This is a genomic window from Thalassospira sp. Z349TD_5 (assembly GCF_056173045.1).
On sequence record NZ_CM149654.1, the window covers coordinates 1664040 to 1682611 of the forward strand.

Below are 18572 nucleotides of genomic sequence, written 5' to 3' on the forward strand. Positions count from 1 at the left end.
CAATTTTCGGTTTCGCTAATCTCTGAAAATGGTTTTTCAGTACATAATAGCACTATTCGACCGAAGAGATTCTTGTAGTTCATAAAACACTAATGTTAATTGGAAAGTATGTCTAAAGAAAATTACCCTTTTAACGGGTAAATATTTTAAAGGGGGCACGAGGAAAAAGGAGACAGATTTATTTTCCCAAAAAGAACAGTCCCGTTTTTTAGCATCAACGGTTAAAGCGCCTTGCGCCCAGCTTCCTCAAGAAAACTTGAAACCGCTCGCTTGCCGTATTTGGCTTCGATCAGATCGATCAGGTTGGCATCAAGTGTCAGGTTGATGCGTCGCTTTTTCCCCGGAATGGTCGCGGTAATCGCGACAATCCCGATCGGAGAAAAAAGGGGACTGTCCCCTTTTTCATTACCCCGAGAAAGCAAGGCACGCAGCTTTCGAGAGACTTTGCGGGGAACGCGCAACGGTCCGCCGGGCAAAGCCCAAGGATAAAAAGCAGCCCAAAGGCTGATTCTTACAATTCCATCCTTCGTAGGTATCGCGGAGTGTCTGGCCTAAGTCACCCCAGCCTGCGTCTGAAGCGCCCGCCAGATTTTACCCATTACCCGACCCATGGTTTGATCGCGTCGTCGTATCGCGAAGACTTCGGTGTGGCGGGGGCGAAATCCTTCGATATTAAGCACGACGAGTTCGCCGCTTTTAAGCTCATCCGTGATCATGTGTTCGGGGAGGCCTCCCCATCCATGTCCATTCATAATGATCGATTTTTTGGTGGCAAAATCCGATACGGTCCAACGCCGACCGCCAGCAAGGACATCGCGTGTCTGATCGTAATCCGGTCCGCCGGTGCCAGAGACGATGACTTGAACATAGCTTTGCATTTCCATGCGTGATCGCATGCCACTGCGTTGGGCGACGGCGAAGCTGCGATGCGCGACGGGGCGTATTACGACAGAGCCGACAGGCGTGGTTTCGACGTGATCGATCTCTACACCCTCGAGACCCGCGACAATCAGATCGGCATCCCCCTTCATTAATCGAGCCAGGGGACCGCCCATCATCTCGGTTGCGACAGCGATGTGGGTATTGGGGAACTTGTCACCGATCTGACCCAGAACTTTCAGGATAGGTTCGAGCGATATGGTTGCCGTAAGCGTGATACGAACGAGCGGTTCCTGTGTACTGCGCAGTTCCTGCGCTGTCGCCTGAAGCTTGCGAAACTGATCAAGCACGCGGGTCGCCTCGCGCAAAAAGACCTCGCCCTCCGATGATAGGCGAGGGCGGTAGTCTTCGCGTGAGAAGATGGCAAAACCCAGCTCATCTTCGAGCTTTCGAACTTGATGGCTGATCGCCGATTGCGCCTTGTTCAGCCGGTCTGCAGCGCCGCGAAATGTGCCGGTGCTGACAACTGCGTCAACGGCAATGAGTTGTTCCAGGTTCATCCGTGCCTCAACATGATCTTATTTATCGATCATTAATATGAAAAGTCAATATTATCAATTGCTCGTTTGGGTTGGCATACAGAGGCCATACATCAAACCAAAGGAGCTACCTATGAAACTCTATTATATGCCCGGCGCATGCTCGCTCGCCAGCCACATCATGTTGCATGAAGTGGGTGCCCGTTTTGATATCGAAGGCGTCGATACTCAGGAAGGGCGCACCGAAAGCGGCCGCACATACCGCGACATCAGCCCGAATGGCTATGTTCCAGCACTTGAGATCGAAACGGGTGAATACCTCAGCGAAGGTGTCGCAATCCTCCAATACATTGCCGATACCCACCCGGACCGTGCCTTTTCGCCAGAGCCCGGTTCGGTAGCCCGTGCGCGCCTTCAGCAGTTTTTAAACTTTGCCGCGGCAGAGCTGCATAAATCCTGGGGCCCCCTTTTTACTGATGGGTCGAGCGAGGTGGATAAATCCGCTGCAAAGGGCAAGGTCGCAACAAAGTTTGACCATCTCGAAAGCGTTTTGGCGGACGGCCGTGATTACCTTGTCGCGAACCAGTTTTCTGTCGCCGATGCCTATACGTTTGTTCTGGTGAACTGGGCGAATGTCAAAGACATCGACCTCGATAACTGGCCGCGCCTTACCAAGTTCGTCAAACGCGTTCAGGCACGCCCGGCGACGCTGGCTGCGATGAAGGCCGAGGGGCTTGTGTGATGAAATCCACTGATGAATTGGAAGTCGAAGCGTTGATGGAGCGCTATTTCGATGGCCTTTATCACTCCGACAGTGAGGTTCTGCGCACGGTGTTTCATCCTAAGCTTGCCTACATCAATGCCAGCGAAGGTAATCACGAATTCATGGATCTTGAGGCCTATATGACGCGGATCGATAACCGCGAGCCCCCGGCCAAACGCGGCGAAAATCGCAGCGAAAGCGTTGATCGGGTCAAGCTAATCAGTCGTCAAATGGGCTTGGTACAAGCCCGCATGACGATGATGGGCCGGGATTATCAAGACCTGCTTACGCTGATTCATACCGATGCGGGCTGGCAGGTGCTCACCAAGGTTTTTGCCTATCAGGAAAAGGAGGGTTGAGCGATGCCCTACGTCAATATCAAGGTAACCCGCGAAGGTGGGCCGGACGGAACCGGCCCAACACCAGCGGAAAAAACGCAATTGATCAAGGGCGTTACGGACCTGCTCCAGAACGTTCTGAATAAGTCGCCAGCAACCACGTTCGTCGTGATTGACGAGGTGTCACTTGATGATTGGGGCATGTCGGGACGATCCGTGCGCGATATCAGGGCGACAGAAAGCTAAGCCCTGATCATTTATGCAGACACGACTAAATCAACAGTACGCCGGTTCCCAAAGTTCGGGACCGGCGTGCATCAAATCGTTGAACTCATGCTGCTTGGCAGGACCGGAAGTAAACAGAATGACTGCAGGCGGTGGTGGAGCCTATATGATAATGGTTGTGGTCGGGGTGGCGATCCCCATCATGGCTTCAATGAGCGCAGAAGTCGGCCAGCGGGTCGGCGCCCCGACAGCGGTTTTTGCCGTGTTTTTGGCTGCGCTGCTTGCTGGGACATTATTGGGAAAAGGGGACAGTCCCTTTTTTATCGTTCTTGAAATTGATCAGCCAACTAAGTCGTAAGTCAGAGAAAGACGTCCGCCAGCCGGTTCGTTCGCGAGATAGATACCTTCGCCCGCTGGGATAAAGACTTGGTAGGGATAGATAATGTTATCTACGTTTGCTCCCCAATAGAAAATCAACGAGCGTTTCGTTGTGTCCTCTGGGCCACTTGGTGGTGTGGAAGAAACGAATATAGATGCATTGGTCTCTGCATCTAGCGCCATATGGAGTGTTCGTATTATCATTCCATTCTGATTGGCGCTAGGGTTGAACAAGGGTTGTGACACCCGTTGGTATATTTCTAAAGTTAACAAAATTATCGCCGATTTTTTGAAGGCTTTCAATCGATTGTGGAAGCACTTGCATTGTTTTATTATCCTTTCTGAAATACGAATAACGCAGCTATTTGACGTCGCCTTAATATGATTTGCAACTTAAAAATTATGTGTGCAGAAAAACGGTACAGATTTATTCATCTCCGCGCTGCTGCCTCATCAACCTCCCATCAATCACCGCCAACCCGACCCCAATCACGCCCATCCCAACGACCTGCTGCATCAACAATGTTTCGCTCAAAAAACCAACCCCGAGCAAAATCGCGCTGACCGGGATCAGGAAGGTAACAAGCAGCAGGTTGCTGGCACCTGCACGTTTGAGAATGGCGAAATAGAGGATATAGGCGAGGGCGGTGCTGAGTGCGGCAATCCCCAGCACGGCCATAATGGTGGTGGTCGCAGGCCATAGCTTAAAGCTGCAATTAGGATGGCACAGGGGACGAGTGCGGAATGCTTTCCAATGCTTTCGAATACCCGCGCGGCGCACATCCCATCACCCGTTTGAAGGCCGTACTAAACGCGCTTTCGGACTCATATCCCAGTGACAGCGAGATTTGTGAGATCGGTTCACGGGAATTGAGCAGCTTTTCACCCGCGAGCAGCATCCGCCAGTGGGTAAGATAGGTCATCGGGCTTTGGCCGACCTTATCCTTGAAGCGGGCCGCAAAGGCGGAGCGGGACATAGCGGCGGTTTGGGCGAGGCGTTCCACAGTCCAGTTCCGCGCCGGAGCGGCGTGGATGGCGGAGATGGCGGTGCTGATTTGCGGGTCGGCAAGGGCGAAGAACCAGCCAACCCCCTTGGCGTCTTCATTTAGGTACATCCGCAATGCCTGGATCAGCATCATGTGGGCGAGATGTTGCAGGATGAGTTTGCTGCCCGGATCGTTTTTGCGCATTTCGGCCATGGTGCGTTCAATGCAGTAGCGAAGTTCCGTACTTTCCGCCCGGTCGCGAATGACGACAAGAGGTGGTAGCATTTTAAGCAGCAAATCCGCCTGCGGGCCTTTAAGGCCAAAGCGACTGCTCGCCACCACACAATCACCGCCACCGTTCAGCGTGCGGATTTGGCCAAATCCGGTAGGTTTGAAGGTTTTCCCAGCTTCCATCGGTGGCGCGTCAAGGCTGCTTCCCATCAGAAACGCCTTGCCATGCGGCAAAAGCACGCAATCGCCGGTTTTCAGGTTTACGGGATCGGCGACGCCATCCACAGCAAGCCAGCATTCGCCTTTGACCACGGCAGCGGTTTTGATGTTTTGCCCCTGATCGGGGAACTGGATCGCCCAAGGGGCTGCGATATCAAACCCGGCAGACAGGTAATTATCGGGCCGGATCAAAGACAGAATATCGGAAAGCGGATCCATGGGAAAAACCTGCGTAATTGGACGATTGAAGATGAATAATGGAGTGTAACGCATAGATCATCCAGATGACAGGCGGTATCTTGCTTGAAACGGGAAGGTTATGTTTCCCGGTTGTTTTCCAAATGTCAGGATGGAGTAAGCATGCGTATTTTTGTAACCGGTTCGACAGGGTTTGTTGGTTCTGCGGTGGTGCGTGAACTTCTGGATCATGGGCATTCGGTGCTTGGTCTGGTGCGGTCTGATGCATCGGCCCAAAAGCTTGCCAAAACGGGTGCAACGGTTTTTCGAGGTGATCTTGAGGACCTTGAAAGCCTTAAAAGCGGGGCGGCGTCTTGCGACGCGGTCATCCATACTGGATTTAATCACGATTTCTCGAAATTTGCCGAAAATTGCGAAAAAGACCGTCTTGCGATTGAGGCGATGGGGTCGGTCTTGGTGGGGTCGAACCGCCCGTTCATTGTGACATCGGGGATCGCTTTATTGCGGGCTGACCGTCCCGTTGTTGAAACCGACACGGTCGGGGAAGATACGCCGCGCAAGGCATCTGATGAAGCCGTCGCGAAAATTGCAGCACAGGGGGTTAATGCATCACTTATGCGTTTGCCGCCGTCGGTTCATGGGGCTGGTGATCACGGGTTTATTCCGATCCTGATCAATTTGGCCCGTGAAAAGGGTTTTGCAGCCTGCATTGATGACGGCGAAAACCATTGGGCGGCGGTGCATCGACTTGATGCGGCACGCGCCTATCGGCTTGCAATTGAACAGGGCGCGCTAAATAGGGTTTATCATGCGGTCGGTGAAGGTGCGATTGCCTTTGCCGATATCGCCCATGCAATCAGCGAAGGTTTGGGCGTGCCGCTCAAGTCCCTGACGATGGAGCAGGCCAAAGATTACTTTACTTGGTTTACCCATTTCGCCGCAATTGACTGCCGGGCATCGAGCGCCATGACGCAAAAATCACTGGGCTGGAAACCCGGCGAGGTGGGGCTGATCACGGATATGAAAAACGCCGGATATTTTGCTGCATGAAACAGAAACAGGACCGGGCAGTTCCGGTCCTGTTTGCATTTTGGACGGTAGTTTAAGCCGTCAATTTCACCAGCAATTCGTCAAGCCGCTCAAGGGTCGAGGCCATGCCACCCTCCATGCCCATATCAATGACCGTTTGCAGGTCTTCGGGTGCATTATAGCTCACCACCGTTTCGGTCAGCGTATGTTCCCCCTTGTCGGTAAATGTCATGTTGATGTGAGAGCGCGGCAGATCAGGATTGATCACCCCGGTCTGGTCGGTAAAGCCGTCATAACCGGTATAGCCGTCAATCAGGGTGATCGTTTCGTAATCCGTGCGGCTCCAGTAATGGGTGCCATTCGGGTCGATCATGGCAAAATGCCAATGCCCGCCCTCGCGGAAATCAAAAGACTTGGTTTTCGTTGTCAACGGCTTGGGCGCGTACCATTGGTCGAGAAGTTCGCACTTGGTATAGCAATCCCACACCAGTTGCCGTTTGGCGGCAAATTCGCGCCGGACGGTCAGGGTGCTTTTTTGCATGTCGGCGATAAAGTCAAAGCGCAGATCAGGTTTCATCGGTTTCTCCCTGAAGGGTTGTCAGTAGATTGTCGAGATTGTCAAAGCGGCTTGCCCAGATGGCACGCTGTTGCTCGAACCATTTTTCTGCTGCCGCCAATTTGTCGGGATTAAACGTGCAGGTGCGCACGCGGCCCTGTTTTTGTGAGGCAATCAGTCCTGCCTGTTCCAGCACGCTGATATGCTTCATGAAGGAAGGCAGAGCCATATTATACGGCGCTGCCAATTCCTTGACCGGTGCCGGACCTTTTACCAAACGCTGGACCACCGCCCTGCGGGTCGGGTCGGCCAGTGCGTGAAAGATGGTGTCGAGTGGTTCATTATACTTATCCATATGGCTAACTATAGTTTCATTATAAAGTTAGGTCAATGGCTAAGTATATGAGCGGGATGTTGTCTCTATACCCCGGTTGTTTTGGGTTTTGATCCCTAGTCGATGACCGGGTTTTTCCTGAGGCGGGGAAGCAATCGGCCATCAATCACCGCCAACCCGACCCCAATCACGCCCATACCAAGTATATGCTGCATCAACAGCGCTTCGCCCAGAAACCCAACCCCAAGCAAGATTGCGCTGACCGGGATCAGGAAGGTGACGAGCAGAAGGTTGCTTGCACCCGCCCGTTTGAGGATCGCGAAATACAGAATGTAGGCGAGTGCAGTGCTAAGTGCTGCGATACCAAAAACCGCAAAGATTGTGTCAGTGGATGGGGTCGGCAGTTCCCAAGGTTTGTCGATAAAACCGGCCAACGGGATTAGCATCAGGCTGGATGCGCTGGTCATGCCCGCCGCCGTCAGGATTGGGGATGTGGTGCTAAACCGGCGGCCATATACCCCGGCACAGCCATAGGATATCGCGGCGAGCAGAACCGCGCAGGGGGCGAGCGTGGAAAGCAGGTCCGTCGCGACGGATGTCTTTGCCTCTGGCATGCCAATCACGACAAGAACCCCGGCAAAGCCGATTAAAACGCCCGCCGCCTTGCGCAGGTTCAGTTTTTCGGTGTCGGTGGCGATGTGGGCAATAATGATGGTGAAAAGTGGCGTGGTGCCATTGAGGATCGCCGCCAGGCCACTGGCGATATGGGTTTGGCCCCAGACAATCAGCGAAAACGGCACAAGGTTATTCAGCGCCCCCATCACCGCAATCGCACCCCAGAATTTCGGATCACGCGGGATTTGAACATTGCGCAGCAACACCACCCACCACAGGATCAGCGATGCAATCGCCACCCGGCACAGCACAAGGGTAAAGGGTGGCAAATCGACAAGCGCGATTTCGGTAAAGAAAAACGATCCACCCCACAGGATCGACAGCACAATCAGCATCAACCAGCTTTTGCCATCCATCGCGTTGGTTTTCCGTGCGGACGGTTTGATTTGTTGTGGGGAAGGCGCATGTCGTGCACGGTCGGTGTGACCACTGGTGCGGCTATCGGCATATTCGTCAAGTTCAAGGCGGCGTGTCTTTGTTTCATGGGGCAACATCGTTTGTTCCATCCTATGTGGCGCGTGATGACAAACGGAGCCTATGGCAAAACCAATCGGACGGCTGGCCACTTTCGGACGTGAATGCCAGTCGGGATGTGAGCATAAGATGTTGCAAGGATGATGGATGTCTGGCGGACTTGATTGCCGCCGTGGTCTCCTTAAACGCAAAACGGGGCGGCCCGAAAATCGAACCGCCCCGTTTGTTGTGTGATGTAAAAATCGTTAGTCGGCAGGGGCTGTTTTATTCCTCATACCAATGAATTTTGGCAGTCTGGCAAAGATGGTGATGTTACCCAGCAGGATCATCGCAAGGCCCGAGGCGCCAATCGGTGTCCAGACATAGCCTTCAAGGAAGGTCGATACCGTAAGGGCCACGACCGGGAACAGCACGGTGACATAGGCCGCCCGGTCAGCCCCAACCCGGTTGACCAGCGCCAGATAGGCCAGAAAGGCAACGACCGACCCCGGAATGGCAAGATAGAGCAAGCCACCGATATAAAGCGGTTCTGTCGGCATCACCGGTGTTTGGCCGCGCAAACCTGCAAAGATAAACAAGAGTACCGTGCCATAGACCATGCCGCGCGCCACCGCATCTCGGTTGGGAATGCCCATGGCATGCAGTTTGACCGACACCATGTTGCCACAGCTAAACACCGCCGTACCGCCAAGCGCCAGCAACATGCCAGTGATGGCATGCGGATTATGCGACAGCGCGTAAATCTGATTGGCAAACAGACAAGCAATCCCGGCAAGACCGAAGGCGGCACCAAACACAAAGCGCATCCCCGGACGGTTGCCATAAAACGCCCAATTGCCCAGCGCGTTAAAAATGGTCGAGGTGGTGAAGATCACCGCGACAATGCCACTGGCGATGTAGGCGGTGGCGGAGTACATCAGGATAAAGTTGATGCTAAACAGCCCGCAGCCCAGAAGCACACACCACGGATGGGCGCACCATGGCACCGGGCGCCATTTGCGGCTGATCAGCAAGAACCCGCACAGCACAATGGCCGCCAGCGCAAAACGGTAAAAGATCGATGTTTCAACCGGGATCGGCCCGATTTGAAGCTTGATCGCGTACCAGGTAAATCCCCAGCAGGCGGTAACGATGACAAACAGAAGGGCGGTCATATGCGGGGCTTTCAATCAAAGGCAGGCGCGATTGGTGGCGCGCGAGGGGGTGGCCAAGGGTGTGCAACGGATATGTGGGGCATACCCGATACACCTGATTAAGCCCGAAAACCGCTGCGATGGCTTTCACGTTCTTGCGGTGTTTTTTATGTTTTTTGCGCAGAAGGCAGGATCAGGCAAAAAGCCGCATGCCGCGTTCCGATATTTTTCTGAATCCGGCGACAACATGCGCGGCAAGGGCTTCTTCGACCGGGCCGTGACCATCACGTTTGGCAAGGGTCATGCGGTATTCGCCCAGTTTCGGCAAGCCATGGCGCGGGCCAAGATGCACCAGATCATCGGAAATCACGCTGATCGGTAGGGGCGCAATCGCAAGGTCTGCACGCACTGCGGCAATCTGGGCCTGACAAAACTCGCTGGTATAGGCAATGCGGTAATTGACGTCGGCTTCGTCAAGCGCCTTGAGCGCCATGGTCCGCCAATAGCACCCCTGCTCGGCCATCGCCATTGGGACCGGACGTTTATCAAGGGCCGTTCCATGCCGCGCGCCAAGCCAGGCAAGCGGTTCGGAATGTATCGGTGGTTGCGGGTCAAGTTCGGGATCGTAGCTAAACACCGCCACGTCAATTTCACCATCGGAAACGCGATGGCGCAGATTATAGGTCGGGCCAAGATGGACGTCGATATCAACATGCGGGTGGCTGTCGGCAAAGCGTTTGAGGATTTCGGGAATGGCGATGATGCCGGTATCATTGGGAACGCCCAGCCGCACGATTCCGGAAAATTCCGGCGCATGAAAATGCGACATGGCTTCGTCATTGAGTTTGAGTAACCGCCGCGCATAGCCCAAAAGCACTTCGCCGTCTTCGGTCAGGCTGACGCGGCGGGTTTCACGTTTGAACAGTTCGCGTTCCACCATGCCTTCCAGCTTTTTGACCTGCAGGCTGATGGCCGATGCGCTGCGATGGACCTTTTCGGCCGCGCGCGAAAAATTACCGGTTTCGCAGATGGCAACGAAGGTTCGGGCAAGGTCCAGATCAAGGTTATGAATCAGGGCGGGTGTCGTGTTCATCGCCAGCCTCATTGTTTTGGTGAATGGCATCTTGTTGTGAGTGCTGCCACCGACAGAAAGCCACATCTATGAGAATATCTAATCCATGATGTTAAATCTTCTCGTTTGTCTCATCAATGAGAAATGTTCATTGTTTTAAAAACAACGATTGGAGATTCTCATGGCTGCATCCTTCATATCCTACGAAAACACTCAACGAACCCATGCGTCACAGGCGTGTGCTCAGGCTGGTGTGACGCTGTCATCCTCAAAGTCTGAGGGTTTTGTCAGGCGTTTCCTGAATACCTTGACGGCATGGCGCGAAAATCGTCAGAAGCAAAAATCATTGAAGAAAACGCTGTCGCTTGATCCGGAAACACTGCGCGATATTTCGGGCATGACGGCGGCCGAATTGTTCGAACAGATGCAGGGCCCAAACGGCCGTCAAACCGGGCGGGGATTTGGCGCGCACGATGTGCTTGCCGGTATGGTTTTGGCGTGGCCCAGCCCAAAGAAAAAGGATTGAGGCGTTTTGAAAACGACATCCGTGTTGCCCTGTTTTCACATTCTTGCGCAAAACAGGGCAGGGATGCGCGCATGGGGCTTTGCAATTGAGATGCACGGTGCGATGATCTGTGTTCAGAAAGTCAGGAATACCGATGCCAGAACCGCAATTCGCATCTGTCCCCGGGGCCGAGCAGGCAAAGTTCGAACCCAATGGGCGCTATCAGAAATTTGAAGTCTTCAATCAGTTGATTGGCGATGCAAATCTGCTGCGTGCGGGGGATTTTGGTGACAGCATTTCGGTGGCACACTGGCGGCGTAAGGCCGATGTCCTGACGCGCTATACCGATCCGGACCATCATACCATCAGTCTTTATGTGAATGGCGGGACCGGCATTCAGCGTAAAATCGGTGCAGATCCCTTGACGGGCGGTGGGCCCGGGCGCTGTTGTCTGATGCCAGCACACATGACGTCAGACTGGGTTGTTCAGGGCGAGGTGGAACTGTTTCACCTTTATATCCCGCATGCGTCTTGGGAACGGGCGGTGGTTGAGGCCTTTGACATTGAACCCAACGGCGTCGAAGTCCCCGAAAAGACCTTCTTTCTTGATCCCTTGATCGAACAAACCGTGCGGCATGCCATGTTGCCCCTTGATTGGGATATTCCGGCCGACCGGATGGCGATGTCACATGCCGGGCAATCGTTGATGGGCCATATGTTGCGCAGCTATTCAACGCGGCGTGATCTGGGCTTTAAGGTGCGCGGTGGATTGTCCCCAGTGATCAAACGCCGGGTGTTTGACTATGTCGATGCCAATCTGGAGGCAGCCCTGACGATTGAGGAATTGGCGGCGGTTTCCGGCCTGTCGCCCTATCACTTTGCCCGCATGTTTCGAAAATCGGTCGGCGAAGCACCACATAAGTTTGTCTTGCGGCGTCGGATCGAACTGGCGATGACGATGTTGCGATCCGGGCAGTATGCGGTGGCGGAAATTGCGCATGCCACCGGCTTTTCCAGTCAGGCGCATCTGACCACCCGTTTTCGCGCCATGACCGGTGTGACACCGGCAAAATACCGCGATATATCTTAAGGCACTGATTTCAAAAGAGTGTTAGCGCTAACATCGTGCAAGGGGCATGTGCCGTCTGGCTTTTTGTCATGACAAGTACGGTCTGGTCGCGTGACCATCGGTTGCCATGATCTTTTACTTGTTTTCCTTATTTTTTCTAGCCCATTTCCATCATCACCTTGGCGCGTATCAGCACGCATAAGACACTTGTGTGGCTGTTCGCAAATGATCCCCCATAAGGCCCGAAAACGATTGCCGCCGTGATGGTGTGTTCGTCAATTCGCAGCGATGATTTCTGTCTCGCACCATGTGCATTTGCGGTTAATCGTGCTGCGGTTGATTACAAGTTGGCGATCAGAAAATGACATAATTTTATTAAGTTGTTGGTATTAATCAATTTTTACAAGTTGATAATTTCGTTGACAAGATTGGCGTTTGGTATCTAAGATTTTACAACAACTAAAATATCAATTAATGGCAAAAGCCAATCCAACGGGAGGATATCCAAATGAAAACCACGTTCAAAACACTCGGACTCTGTGCGGTGCTTGCAGGCGCACTTGCCGCGCCTCTGTCAGCTTACGCAGAGACCACGCTGCGTATCGGAACGGTTTTATCGCCGAATGATCCGATGGGACAGGGGCTTGAAAAGTTTAAGACCGACGTCGAAAAAGCGACCAATGGCGACGTCCTCATTGAGGTGTTCCATAATTCCCAATTGGGCGATACCACCGAAATGATCGATCAGGCTCGTGCGGGTGCTGCTGTTGGCACGGTGACCGATGTTGCCCGTCTTTCCAGTTTTGTACCGTCACTTGCCATTATGTCGGCACCGTTTCTGTTTGATAATTATGAACAGGCGGACAAATTCGCCCTTTCCGATGAATACCTTGCTTGGGGTGAAGAACTTCGCGAGAAATCCGGCCTCTTGATGATTGCATCGAATTGGTATCAGGGCGCACGTCATGCGTTGACCCAGAAACCTATTTCGGGTCCGGATGATCTTTCTGGTGTTCGGATGCGGACCATCGGAGCGCCTGTGTGGATTGAAACCATCCGTGCGATGGGGGCTGAGCCCACCCCGATTGCTTGGGGTGAGGTTTACAGCGCATTGCAGCTTGGCACAATTGATGCGGCTGAAGCTCAGCCAACGGCGATTTGGAATGCCAAACTTTACGAAGTGATCAAGAATGTCACGAAAACAGGACATATCCAGCTGGTTACAGCACTTGTTGTTGGCGCAGATGCCTGGGACGAGATTTCTGAGGAAAATCAGAAAATTGTCCGTGATCTGGCTGTCGAAAATGGTCGATATGCGTCCAAGCTGACCATCGAACTTGGTGAAAAGGCGCTTGAAGACGTTGCGGCAAGTGGCGTTGAGGTCAGTGAAGTTGATCTGGCTCCGTTCAAGGAAGCCGTTGCTCCGGTTTATCAGATGCTTGATCTCGAAGCCGAGGCAGAAATCGTCAACAAGGTTCTTGGACGCTAATTCCAGCGCTTAGAAAACGTGCCGAACAAAAGTGCGTTGCCGCGCCTGCGCAGCAACGCACTTCAAATTTCAAGATGGAATTGAATACATGCTCAAGCGAATTGAGTTTGCCTTTGGCGGAATGCTGCTTGTCACCGTTGTGTTACTTGTTGCCGTCGCATCCGTTTCAAGGGCAATGGGAACGCCGATTATCTGGTCGGTCGAAATGGCTCAGCTGATTTTTGCGTGGCTGTGCATGTTGGCAGCAGATATCGCCATGCAGGAAGACCGGCATTTCGGGCTTCAAATCGTAAGGGAAGTTGTTTCTGCGCGTACTGCCGATCTGATCGAGGTTTTCAACATCATTGTGATCATCGGTTTCCTCGCGTTTCTCCTTTATTACGCTTGGGGCAACATGGTTCTGATGCATCCGCGTCTTGTCGGTGCGGCCCAGATCAATGCTTCCTACATTCATGCGTCGATGGTCGTTGGCATCCTTTTGATGATCCGCACCATGGTATCGCAACTTATCCGACGTACGCGACGCAGGGAGGCAAACTGATGTTGATCTTGATCGCGGTTCTATTCACGGTTTTCCTCATTATCGGCATGCCTGTGGCGTTTGCGCTTGGGCTCGCATCTATTCCGGTTTTTGTTGTAAGCGGCGCCATGCCACCGACGGTGGTTATTCAGAAAATGGTGACGGCAACACAAAGTTTTCCGCTTTTGGCTGTACCCTTCTTTATTTTTGCCGGCAACCTGATGAACGTGACAGGCATTACCTATCGCCTGGTTAAATTTGCCCGATTGCTAACCGGCTGGATGGCGGGTGGTTTGGCGCAGGTTTCCATTGTGCTGAGCTTCATGATGGGCGGTATTTCCGGTTCGGCTGTTGCTGATGCCTCGATGGAGGCACGCCTTCTGGGCCCCAGCATGATCAAGCAGGGGTATTCCAAGGCGATGACGGCCGCTGTTTTGGCTTTTGGTTCGGTGATTACCGCAACCATTCCGCCGAGCATCGGCTTGATCCTGTTTGGCTTTGTCAACGAGGTCTCTATTGGTCGCCTGTTCCTTGCCGGGGTTGTGCCCGGTATTTTCCTGACAATCGTTTTGATGATCACAACTTGGCTGGTTGCGCGCAAAAACGGATACAAGCCCGACCTACCAACCGTCCCAAGTGGCAAGGAACTGGTGTCGAGTTTTTCTGAAAGTGTCTGGGCGTTGGCGTTCCCGGTCATTCTGATTGTCGGATTCCGCTTTGGCATTTTTACCGCGACCGAAGCCGGTGCTTTCCTTGTCTTCTACGCGCTTGGCGTCGGGTTGTTCATTTATCGTGAACTTGATTTCAAGAAGTTCCGCGAAGCTGTGACAAGCTCAATTTCCGATCTGGGAATGGTCATGTTGCTGATCATTATGGCTGCTGTTCTTGGCTATGCGATGACCATCGAACGTGCCCCACAACAAATCACCGAATTTGTCACGACGCTGACGGAAAACCCGACGATGATATTGATGCTGGTGGTCGCGGTTCTGGTGGTCAGCGGCATGTTTCTTGAGGGGGCAGCCAATATTCTTCTGGTTACACCGATTGTCATGCCGGTGCTGATCAGTGCTGGTTATGATCCTGTGCACATGGGCATTCTGATTGTCACATTGATCAATTTTGGCGGGCTGACACCGCCTGTCGGGGTCATCATGTTTACGGTCTGTGGCATTCTTGATGTCAAGACTGGCGCCTATAGCCGCGCGTCCATCCCGTTTTTTATCGCGATGGGAATATTTTTCATTTTGATGGCTGCAGTACCAAGCTTGACGTTGATCTTGCCCAATACATTGATGTAATCGATGACCTGAGAAATTCAGGCACCAGAAGAATTGCCAAGGAGATATATCGAACATGAAGACTTCTACTGGTGGATTGATTGCGGTGCAGGGGGGCGGGATTAAAACCAACGCTCATGTACCTGCCTCTGCCTTGGTATATGAAGAAATCAGAAGACAGATTGTTTCTTTGACGCTTCTGCCTGAAACAACGCTTGTGCGTGCGGAGCTGGCTGACAGTTTTAGTGTCAGCCAGTCGCCCGTGCGTGAAGCGATCATGCGGCTTGAACAAGACGGATTGGTTGTGTCCTATCCGCAGTCACGGACAGTTGTGACCAAGATTGATGTTGCGCGCATTCGCGAAGAGCATTTTCTGCGGGTGGCTGCAGAATGTGAAGCGGTTCGTCAATTGTCTGAAGCACCGGAAACAGGTGCGGTTGTCAAGGCCAAGGGCATTGTCAAAATGCAAGAAGCGCTGGTCGGCGATATTGAACAGATTGATCTGTTCAAACAGCTCGATGAAAGCTTCCACGCGGCACTTTTTAATGGCGTCAATCAGTCCAACCTGCATTTGCAGATTACCGCGCGTAGTGGGCATCTTGAAAGGGTTCGGACCCTTGATTTGCCACGTGCGGGAAAAATGTTTTCGGTTCTCGAAGGCCATAAGGCCGTTATTGCCGCCATCCAATCAGGTGATGGTTATGAGGCGACCACGCAGATGCGTCAGCACCTCTCAGGAACAATGGAACGCTTGCCCCAGATTATCGAGGAAAACAAGGATCTGTTTTCCTAACCATCCTTATGTCTTTCATCGTTGATCGTTAGGCCGGATGTTGATTTCGGGCAAGAAAGCGATCGAGTTCTCGTTGCGCGGGCGGTTGACCGGTAAAGACTTCGACATACTCGGGAATGCGCTGCAGGCGTACCGCAAGGTCTTCGTCTGTCTGCATCGAGATATAGCCGATTTGCACCAGATATGTGGTTCTTGCACGGGTATCAGCCAGACGCTCGTTCTGGCCAAAGCGCATAAACATTTGTTTAAGCGCATCAAGGCGTTGTTCGTCGGCAGACTGTATTTCCCTGAGCAATGCCGGGGACCGGACGGACCAGCCCCGAATGGCAAATTCAAATTTGGCGTCAAACAGTTCCGGCTTTAACCAGCAATCAATGACATTGAGCATCGCCTCGGTCACGGTTTCGGCAAATGCCTTTGTCTGCTTGATGAGGTTGCCGGTGTTTTTCTCGCGCCATTGCGTGATCAAGGCATCCAACAGTTCCTTCCGATCCTTGAAAAACCAGTAGAAACTCGTTCGTGACAGGTTAAGCCGCTTGGCAAGGGGTTGAATTTTAACCCCGTCCACTCCGGTTTCAAGCAGCGCGTCATAGGCCGCATTCAGCCAGACGTCGGGCGAACCGCGCCAGCCACCATTTTGTGATTGTTCTTCCATGGCTTCAGTCCATAGCAAACTGCGGGGTGCACAACAAGCAAACTAAACATGAATGCACTATAAATATACACCTATGAACTTAAAATTGACATAAGTGTACATTTATCCATATGGTTGAGAAGAGAGAGTTCGAAACTGGAGTCCCGCACATGTCCAACGATCCCATTCTTCAGCCCTATCAGCTCAAGCATCTTACCCTGCGCAATCGGATTATCATGACGTCTCATGAGCCAGCCTATCCAGAGGATGGCATGCCAAAGGAACGTTACCGCGCTTATCACGTGGAACGCGCAAAGGGTGGTGTGGCGATGACCATGACAGCGGGGTCTGCTGCGGTATCCAGGGACAGCCCGCCGGTTTTCAACAACCTGCTTGTCTATAAGGACGAAGTTGTGCCGTGGATGAAGGATTTGACCGATGCCATTCACGAACACGGTGCGGCGGTGATGATCCAGTTAACCCATCTTGGCCGTCGGACGCGGTGGGATAAAGAATTCTGGTTGCCGGTTGTGTCGCCATCGCACAACCGCGAAGCATCCCATCGTGCCTTCCCCAAAAAGATGGAAGACTGGGACATCGAGCGGATCATTAAGGATTATGCCGATGCAGCCGAACGGATGAAAGCGGGCGGCATGGATGGGATTGAGCTTCAGGCCTATGGCCATTTGATGGATCAGTTCTGGTCGCCGCTGACCAACGATCTTGATGGCCCATATGGCGGGGGAATCGATAACAGGTTGCAGTTTACCTTTGACGTTCTTACCGAAATTCGCAAACGGGTCGGTCCCGATTTTATCGTCGGTGTGCGCTATTCCGGGGATGAATGCCTTGAGGGTGGTCTGACAAAAGAAGACGGTCTGTCGATCTCAAAGCGCCTGAAAGACAGCGGAATGATCGATTTTCTCAATGTGGTTCGGGGCCATATTGATACCGATGCAGGCCTTACCGATGTGATCCCGATCCAGGGGATGGCAAATTCGCCGCATCTTGATTTTGCCGGTGAAATTCGGGCTGCGACCAACTTCCCGACTTTCCATGGGGCGAAAATCCCCGATGTCGCAACCGCACGTCATGCGATTGCCTCGGGCAAGGTCGATATGGTTGGCATGACCCGTGCCCATATGACCGACCCGCATGTTGTGCGTAAGATCATTGAGAAACGCGAAGAGGAAATTCGCCCCTGTGTCGGCGCGAACTATTGCCTTGACCGTATTTATCAGGGTGGGGCGGCCTATTGCATCCATAATGCGGCGACCGGGCGTGAACTGGACATGCCCCATATCATCCCAAAAGCGGAAACCCGCAAAAAGGTTGTCGTTGTCGGGACCGGCCCCGCGGGGTTGGAGGCGGCACGGGTTGCAGGTGAACGCGGACATGACGTTGTTGTCTTTGAAGCCGCCGACAAACCGGGCGGGCAGGTGCGGTTAACCGCGCAAAACAAACGCCGTAAGGAAATGATCAGTATCATCGATTGGCGTATGAACCAGTGCGCAAAGCATAGTGTTACCTTCCATTTCAATACATGGGCGGAAGTTGACACCGTTCAGGCTCAAAATCCCGACGTTGTGATTATTGCAACCGGCGGCTTGCCCGATACCGAAGTGCTGTCACGCGGCAACGATCTGGTGGTTTCTTCGTGGGATATTATTTCCGGTGACGTCAAGCCGGGTACCAATGTTCTGGTGTTTGATGACGCAGGCGATCATTCAGGACTTCAGGCTGCCGAACTTATCGCGCAGTCTGGTGCAAAGGTTGAAATCATGACCCCGGACCGTTCATTCGCGCCGGAAGTCATGGCGATGAACCTTGTTCCCTACATGCGCTCCATGCAAAAACTCGATGTGACGTTTACGGTGACATATCGTCTGGCGGCGGTTGAGAAAGACGGCAATCATCTGACGGCCCATGTCGGAAGTGATTATGGTGGCGTTGCCAAACAGCGCACGGTTGATCAGGTAGTGATTAATCATGGGACCATTCCGCTTGATGATCTTTACTTTGAGCTCAAATCGGCATCCTCAAACCATGGCGAGATGTCGCATGATCAACTGATTGCCGGAAAGCCCCAGTCAGTTGTGCGCAACGCGGACGGAACGTTCCAGTTGTTCCGCATTGGTGATGCGGTATCGGCACGCAACACGCATGCGGCGATTTATGATGCCCTCAGGCTCCTGAAGGATATTTAGGCGGTCGTCCTCAGGTCGGTTGTGCTATTACCCAATGAACTGGTGC

At 52.9% G+C, this 18572-nt stretch carries 22 protein-coding genes; 12 read left to right on the forward strand and 10 right to left on the reverse strand.

The window, feature by feature from the left end; translation table 11 throughout:
- Nucleotides 1-221 precede the first annotated feature (221 nt).
- Entirely contained in the window at nt 222-422 is a 201-nt protein-coding gene (locus AC0VXT_RS07440; RefSeq protein WP_475548127.1) for a hypothetical protein, read from the reverse strand.
- A 129-nt stretch (nt 423-551) separates the two neighbouring features.
- Nucleotides 552-1439 (reverse strand): LysR family transcriptional regulator, encoded by an 888-nt coding sequence (locus AC0VXT_RS07445; RefSeq protein ID WP_475548128.1) that lies wholly within the window; start codon nt 1437-1439, stop codon nt 552-554.
- A gap of 112 nt (nt 1440-1551) precedes the next feature.
- Here AC0VXT_RS07445 and gstA point away from each other — a divergent pair, with 112 nt between their 5' ends.
- The 4 genes from gstA (at nt 1552) to AC0VXT_RS07465 (ending at nt 3102) form a co-directional block, all read left to right on the forward strand.
- On the forward strand, nt 1552-2160 hold the full coding sequence (gene gstA, locus AC0VXT_RS07450; protein ID WP_475548129.1) for a glutathione transferase GstA: 609 nt from the start codon (nt 1552-1554) through the stop codon (nt 2158-2160).
- A complete protein-coding gene (locus tag AC0VXT_RS07455) occupies nt 2160-2540 on the forward strand; it encodes a nuclear transport factor 2 family protein (RefSeq protein ID WP_475548130.1) in 381 nt (126 codons plus the stop codon). The genes gstA and AC0VXT_RS07455 overlap by 1 nt, the downstream gene beginning before the upstream one ends.
- A 3-nt stretch (nt 2541-2543) precedes the next feature.
- Nucleotides 2544-2765, forward strand: coding sequence for a tautomerase family protein (locus tag AC0VXT_RS07460; RefSeq protein WP_475548131.1), 222 nt, complete (start codon nt 2544-2546; stop codon nt 2763-2765).
- A 118-nt stretch (nt 2766-2883) separates the two neighbouring features.
- Nucleotides 2884-3102, forward strand: a complete 219-nt coding sequence (locus AC0VXT_RS07465; protein WP_475548132.1) for a hypothetical protein — start codon at nt 2884-2886, stop codon at nt 3100-3102.
- 447 nt (nt 3103-3549) lie between these two features.
- Here AC0VXT_RS07465 and AC0VXT_RS07470 read toward each other — a convergent pair whose 3' ends face one another.
- Together AC0VXT_RS07470 and AC0VXT_RS07475 are read right to left on the reverse strand one after the other, a co-directional pair.
- Nucleotides 3550-3801: an EamA family transporter gene (locus tag AC0VXT_RS07470; protein ID WP_475548133.1), complete on the reverse strand. Its 252-nt coding sequence runs from the start codon at nt 3799-3801 to the stop codon at nt 3550-3552.
- A gap of 37 nt (nt 3802-3838) precedes the next feature.
- Entirely contained in the window at nt 3839-4777 is a 939-nt protein-coding gene (locus AC0VXT_RS07475; RefSeq protein WP_475548134.1) for an AraC family transcriptional regulator, read from the reverse strand.
- 141 nt (nt 4778-4918) lie between these two features.
- Between AC0VXT_RS07475 and AC0VXT_RS07480 the strand changes: the two genes are divergently transcribed.
- Nucleotides 4919-5806, forward strand: coding sequence for an SDR family oxidoreductase (locus tag AC0VXT_RS07480; RefSeq protein WP_475548135.1), 888 nt, complete (start codon nt 4919-4921; stop codon nt 5804-5806).
- 52 nt (nt 5807-5858) lie between these two features.
- Here the strand turns inward: AC0VXT_RS07480 and AC0VXT_RS07485 are convergent, their stop codons facing one another.
- The 5 genes from AC0VXT_RS07485 to AC0VXT_RS07505 form a co-directional block, all read right to left on the reverse strand.
- Nucleotides 5859-6362, reverse strand: a complete 504-nt coding sequence (locus AC0VXT_RS07485) for an SRPBCC family protein (RefSeq protein WP_475548136.1) — start codon at nt 6360-6362, stop codon at nt 5859-5861.
- A complete protein-coding gene (locus tag AC0VXT_RS07490) occupies nt 6352-6696 on the reverse strand; it encodes an ArsR/SmtB family transcription factor (RefSeq protein WP_475548137.1) in 345 nt (114 codons plus the stop codon). Before AC0VXT_RS07490 ends, AC0VXT_RS07485 begins: the two co-directional genes overlap by 11 nt.
- A 95-nt stretch (nt 6697-6791) precedes the next feature.
- Complete coding sequence (locus AC0VXT_RS07495; RefSeq protein WP_475548138.1) at nt 6792-7844, reverse strand: DMT family transporter; 1053 nt, start codon at nt 7842-7844, stop codon at nt 6792-6794.
- Between the two features lie 225 nt (nt 7845-8069).
- On the reverse strand, nt 8070-8978 hold the full coding sequence (locus AC0VXT_RS07500) for a DMT family transporter (protein WP_475548139.1): 909 nt from the start codon (nt 8976-8978) through the stop codon (nt 8070-8072).
- Nucleotides 8979-9150: 172 nt separating this feature from the next.
- Nucleotides 9151-10050 carry a LysR substrate-binding domain-containing protein gene (locus AC0VXT_RS07505; RefSeq protein ID WP_475548140.1) on the reverse strand — a complete coding sequence of 300 codons (900 nt, stop codon included), beginning with the start codon at nt 10048-10050 and terminating at the stop codon, nt 9151-9153.
- Between the two features lie 160 nt (nt 10051-10210).
- Between AC0VXT_RS07505 and AC0VXT_RS07510 the strand changes: the two genes are divergently transcribed.
- From AC0VXT_RS07510 to AC0VXT_RS07535, 6 genes are all read left to right on the forward strand, one after another.
- Nucleotides 10211-10555 (forward strand): hypothetical protein, encoded by a 345-nt coding sequence (locus AC0VXT_RS07510; RefSeq protein ID WP_475548141.1) that lies wholly within the window; start codon nt 10211-10213, stop codon nt 10553-10555.
- A 133-nt stretch (nt 10556-10688) separates the two neighbouring features.
- Nucleotides 10689-11624 (forward strand): helix-turn-helix domain-containing protein, encoded by a 936-nt coding sequence (locus AC0VXT_RS07515; protein ID WP_475548142.1) that lies wholly within the window; start codon nt 10689-10691, stop codon nt 11622-11624.
- A 487-nt stretch (nt 11625-12111) separates the two neighbouring features.
- Nucleotides 12112-13092: a C4-dicarboxylate TRAP transporter substrate-binding protein gene (locus AC0VXT_RS07520; RefSeq protein ID WP_101303871.1), complete on the forward strand. Its 981-nt coding sequence runs from the start codon at nt 12112-12114 to the stop codon at nt 13090-13092.
- An 88-nt stretch (nt 13093-13180) separates the two neighbouring features.
- The gene (locus AC0VXT_RS07525) at nt 13181-13633 is read left to right on the forward strand and encodes a TRAP transporter small permease (protein WP_475548143.1); all 453 of its coding nucleotides are present in this window, start codon (nt 13181-13183) and stop codon (nt 13631-13633) included.
- Nucleotides 13633-14913: a TRAP transporter large permease gene (locus tag AC0VXT_RS07530; RefSeq protein WP_102782591.1), complete on the forward strand. Its 1281-nt coding sequence runs from the start codon at nt 13633-13635 to the stop codon at nt 14911-14913. The genes AC0VXT_RS07525 and AC0VXT_RS07530 overlap by 1 nt, the downstream gene beginning before the upstream one ends.
- Before the next feature lie 55 nt (nt 14914-14968).
- A complete protein-coding gene (locus AC0VXT_RS07535; RefSeq protein WP_475548144.1) occupies nt 14969-15685 on the forward strand; it encodes a GntR family transcriptional regulator in 717 nt (238 codons plus the stop codon).
- A gap of 28 nt (nt 15686-15713) precedes the next feature.
- On the opposite strand, the gene AC0VXT_RS07540 is transcribed toward AC0VXT_RS07535, so the two are convergent.
- Nucleotides 15714-16340, reverse strand: coding sequence for a TetR/AcrR family transcriptional regulator (locus AC0VXT_RS07540; protein ID WP_475548145.1), 627 nt, complete (start codon nt 16338-16340; stop codon nt 15714-15716).
- Between the two features lie 149 nt (nt 16341-16489).
- Between AC0VXT_RS07540 and AC0VXT_RS07545 the strand changes: the two genes are divergently transcribed.
- Nucleotides 16490-18526 carry an oxidoreductase gene (locus AC0VXT_RS07545; protein WP_475548146.1) on the forward strand — a complete coding sequence of 679 codons (2037 nt, stop codon included), beginning with the start codon at nt 16490-16492 and terminating at the stop codon, nt 18524-18526.
- Nucleotides 18527-18572 lie beyond the last annotated feature (46 nt).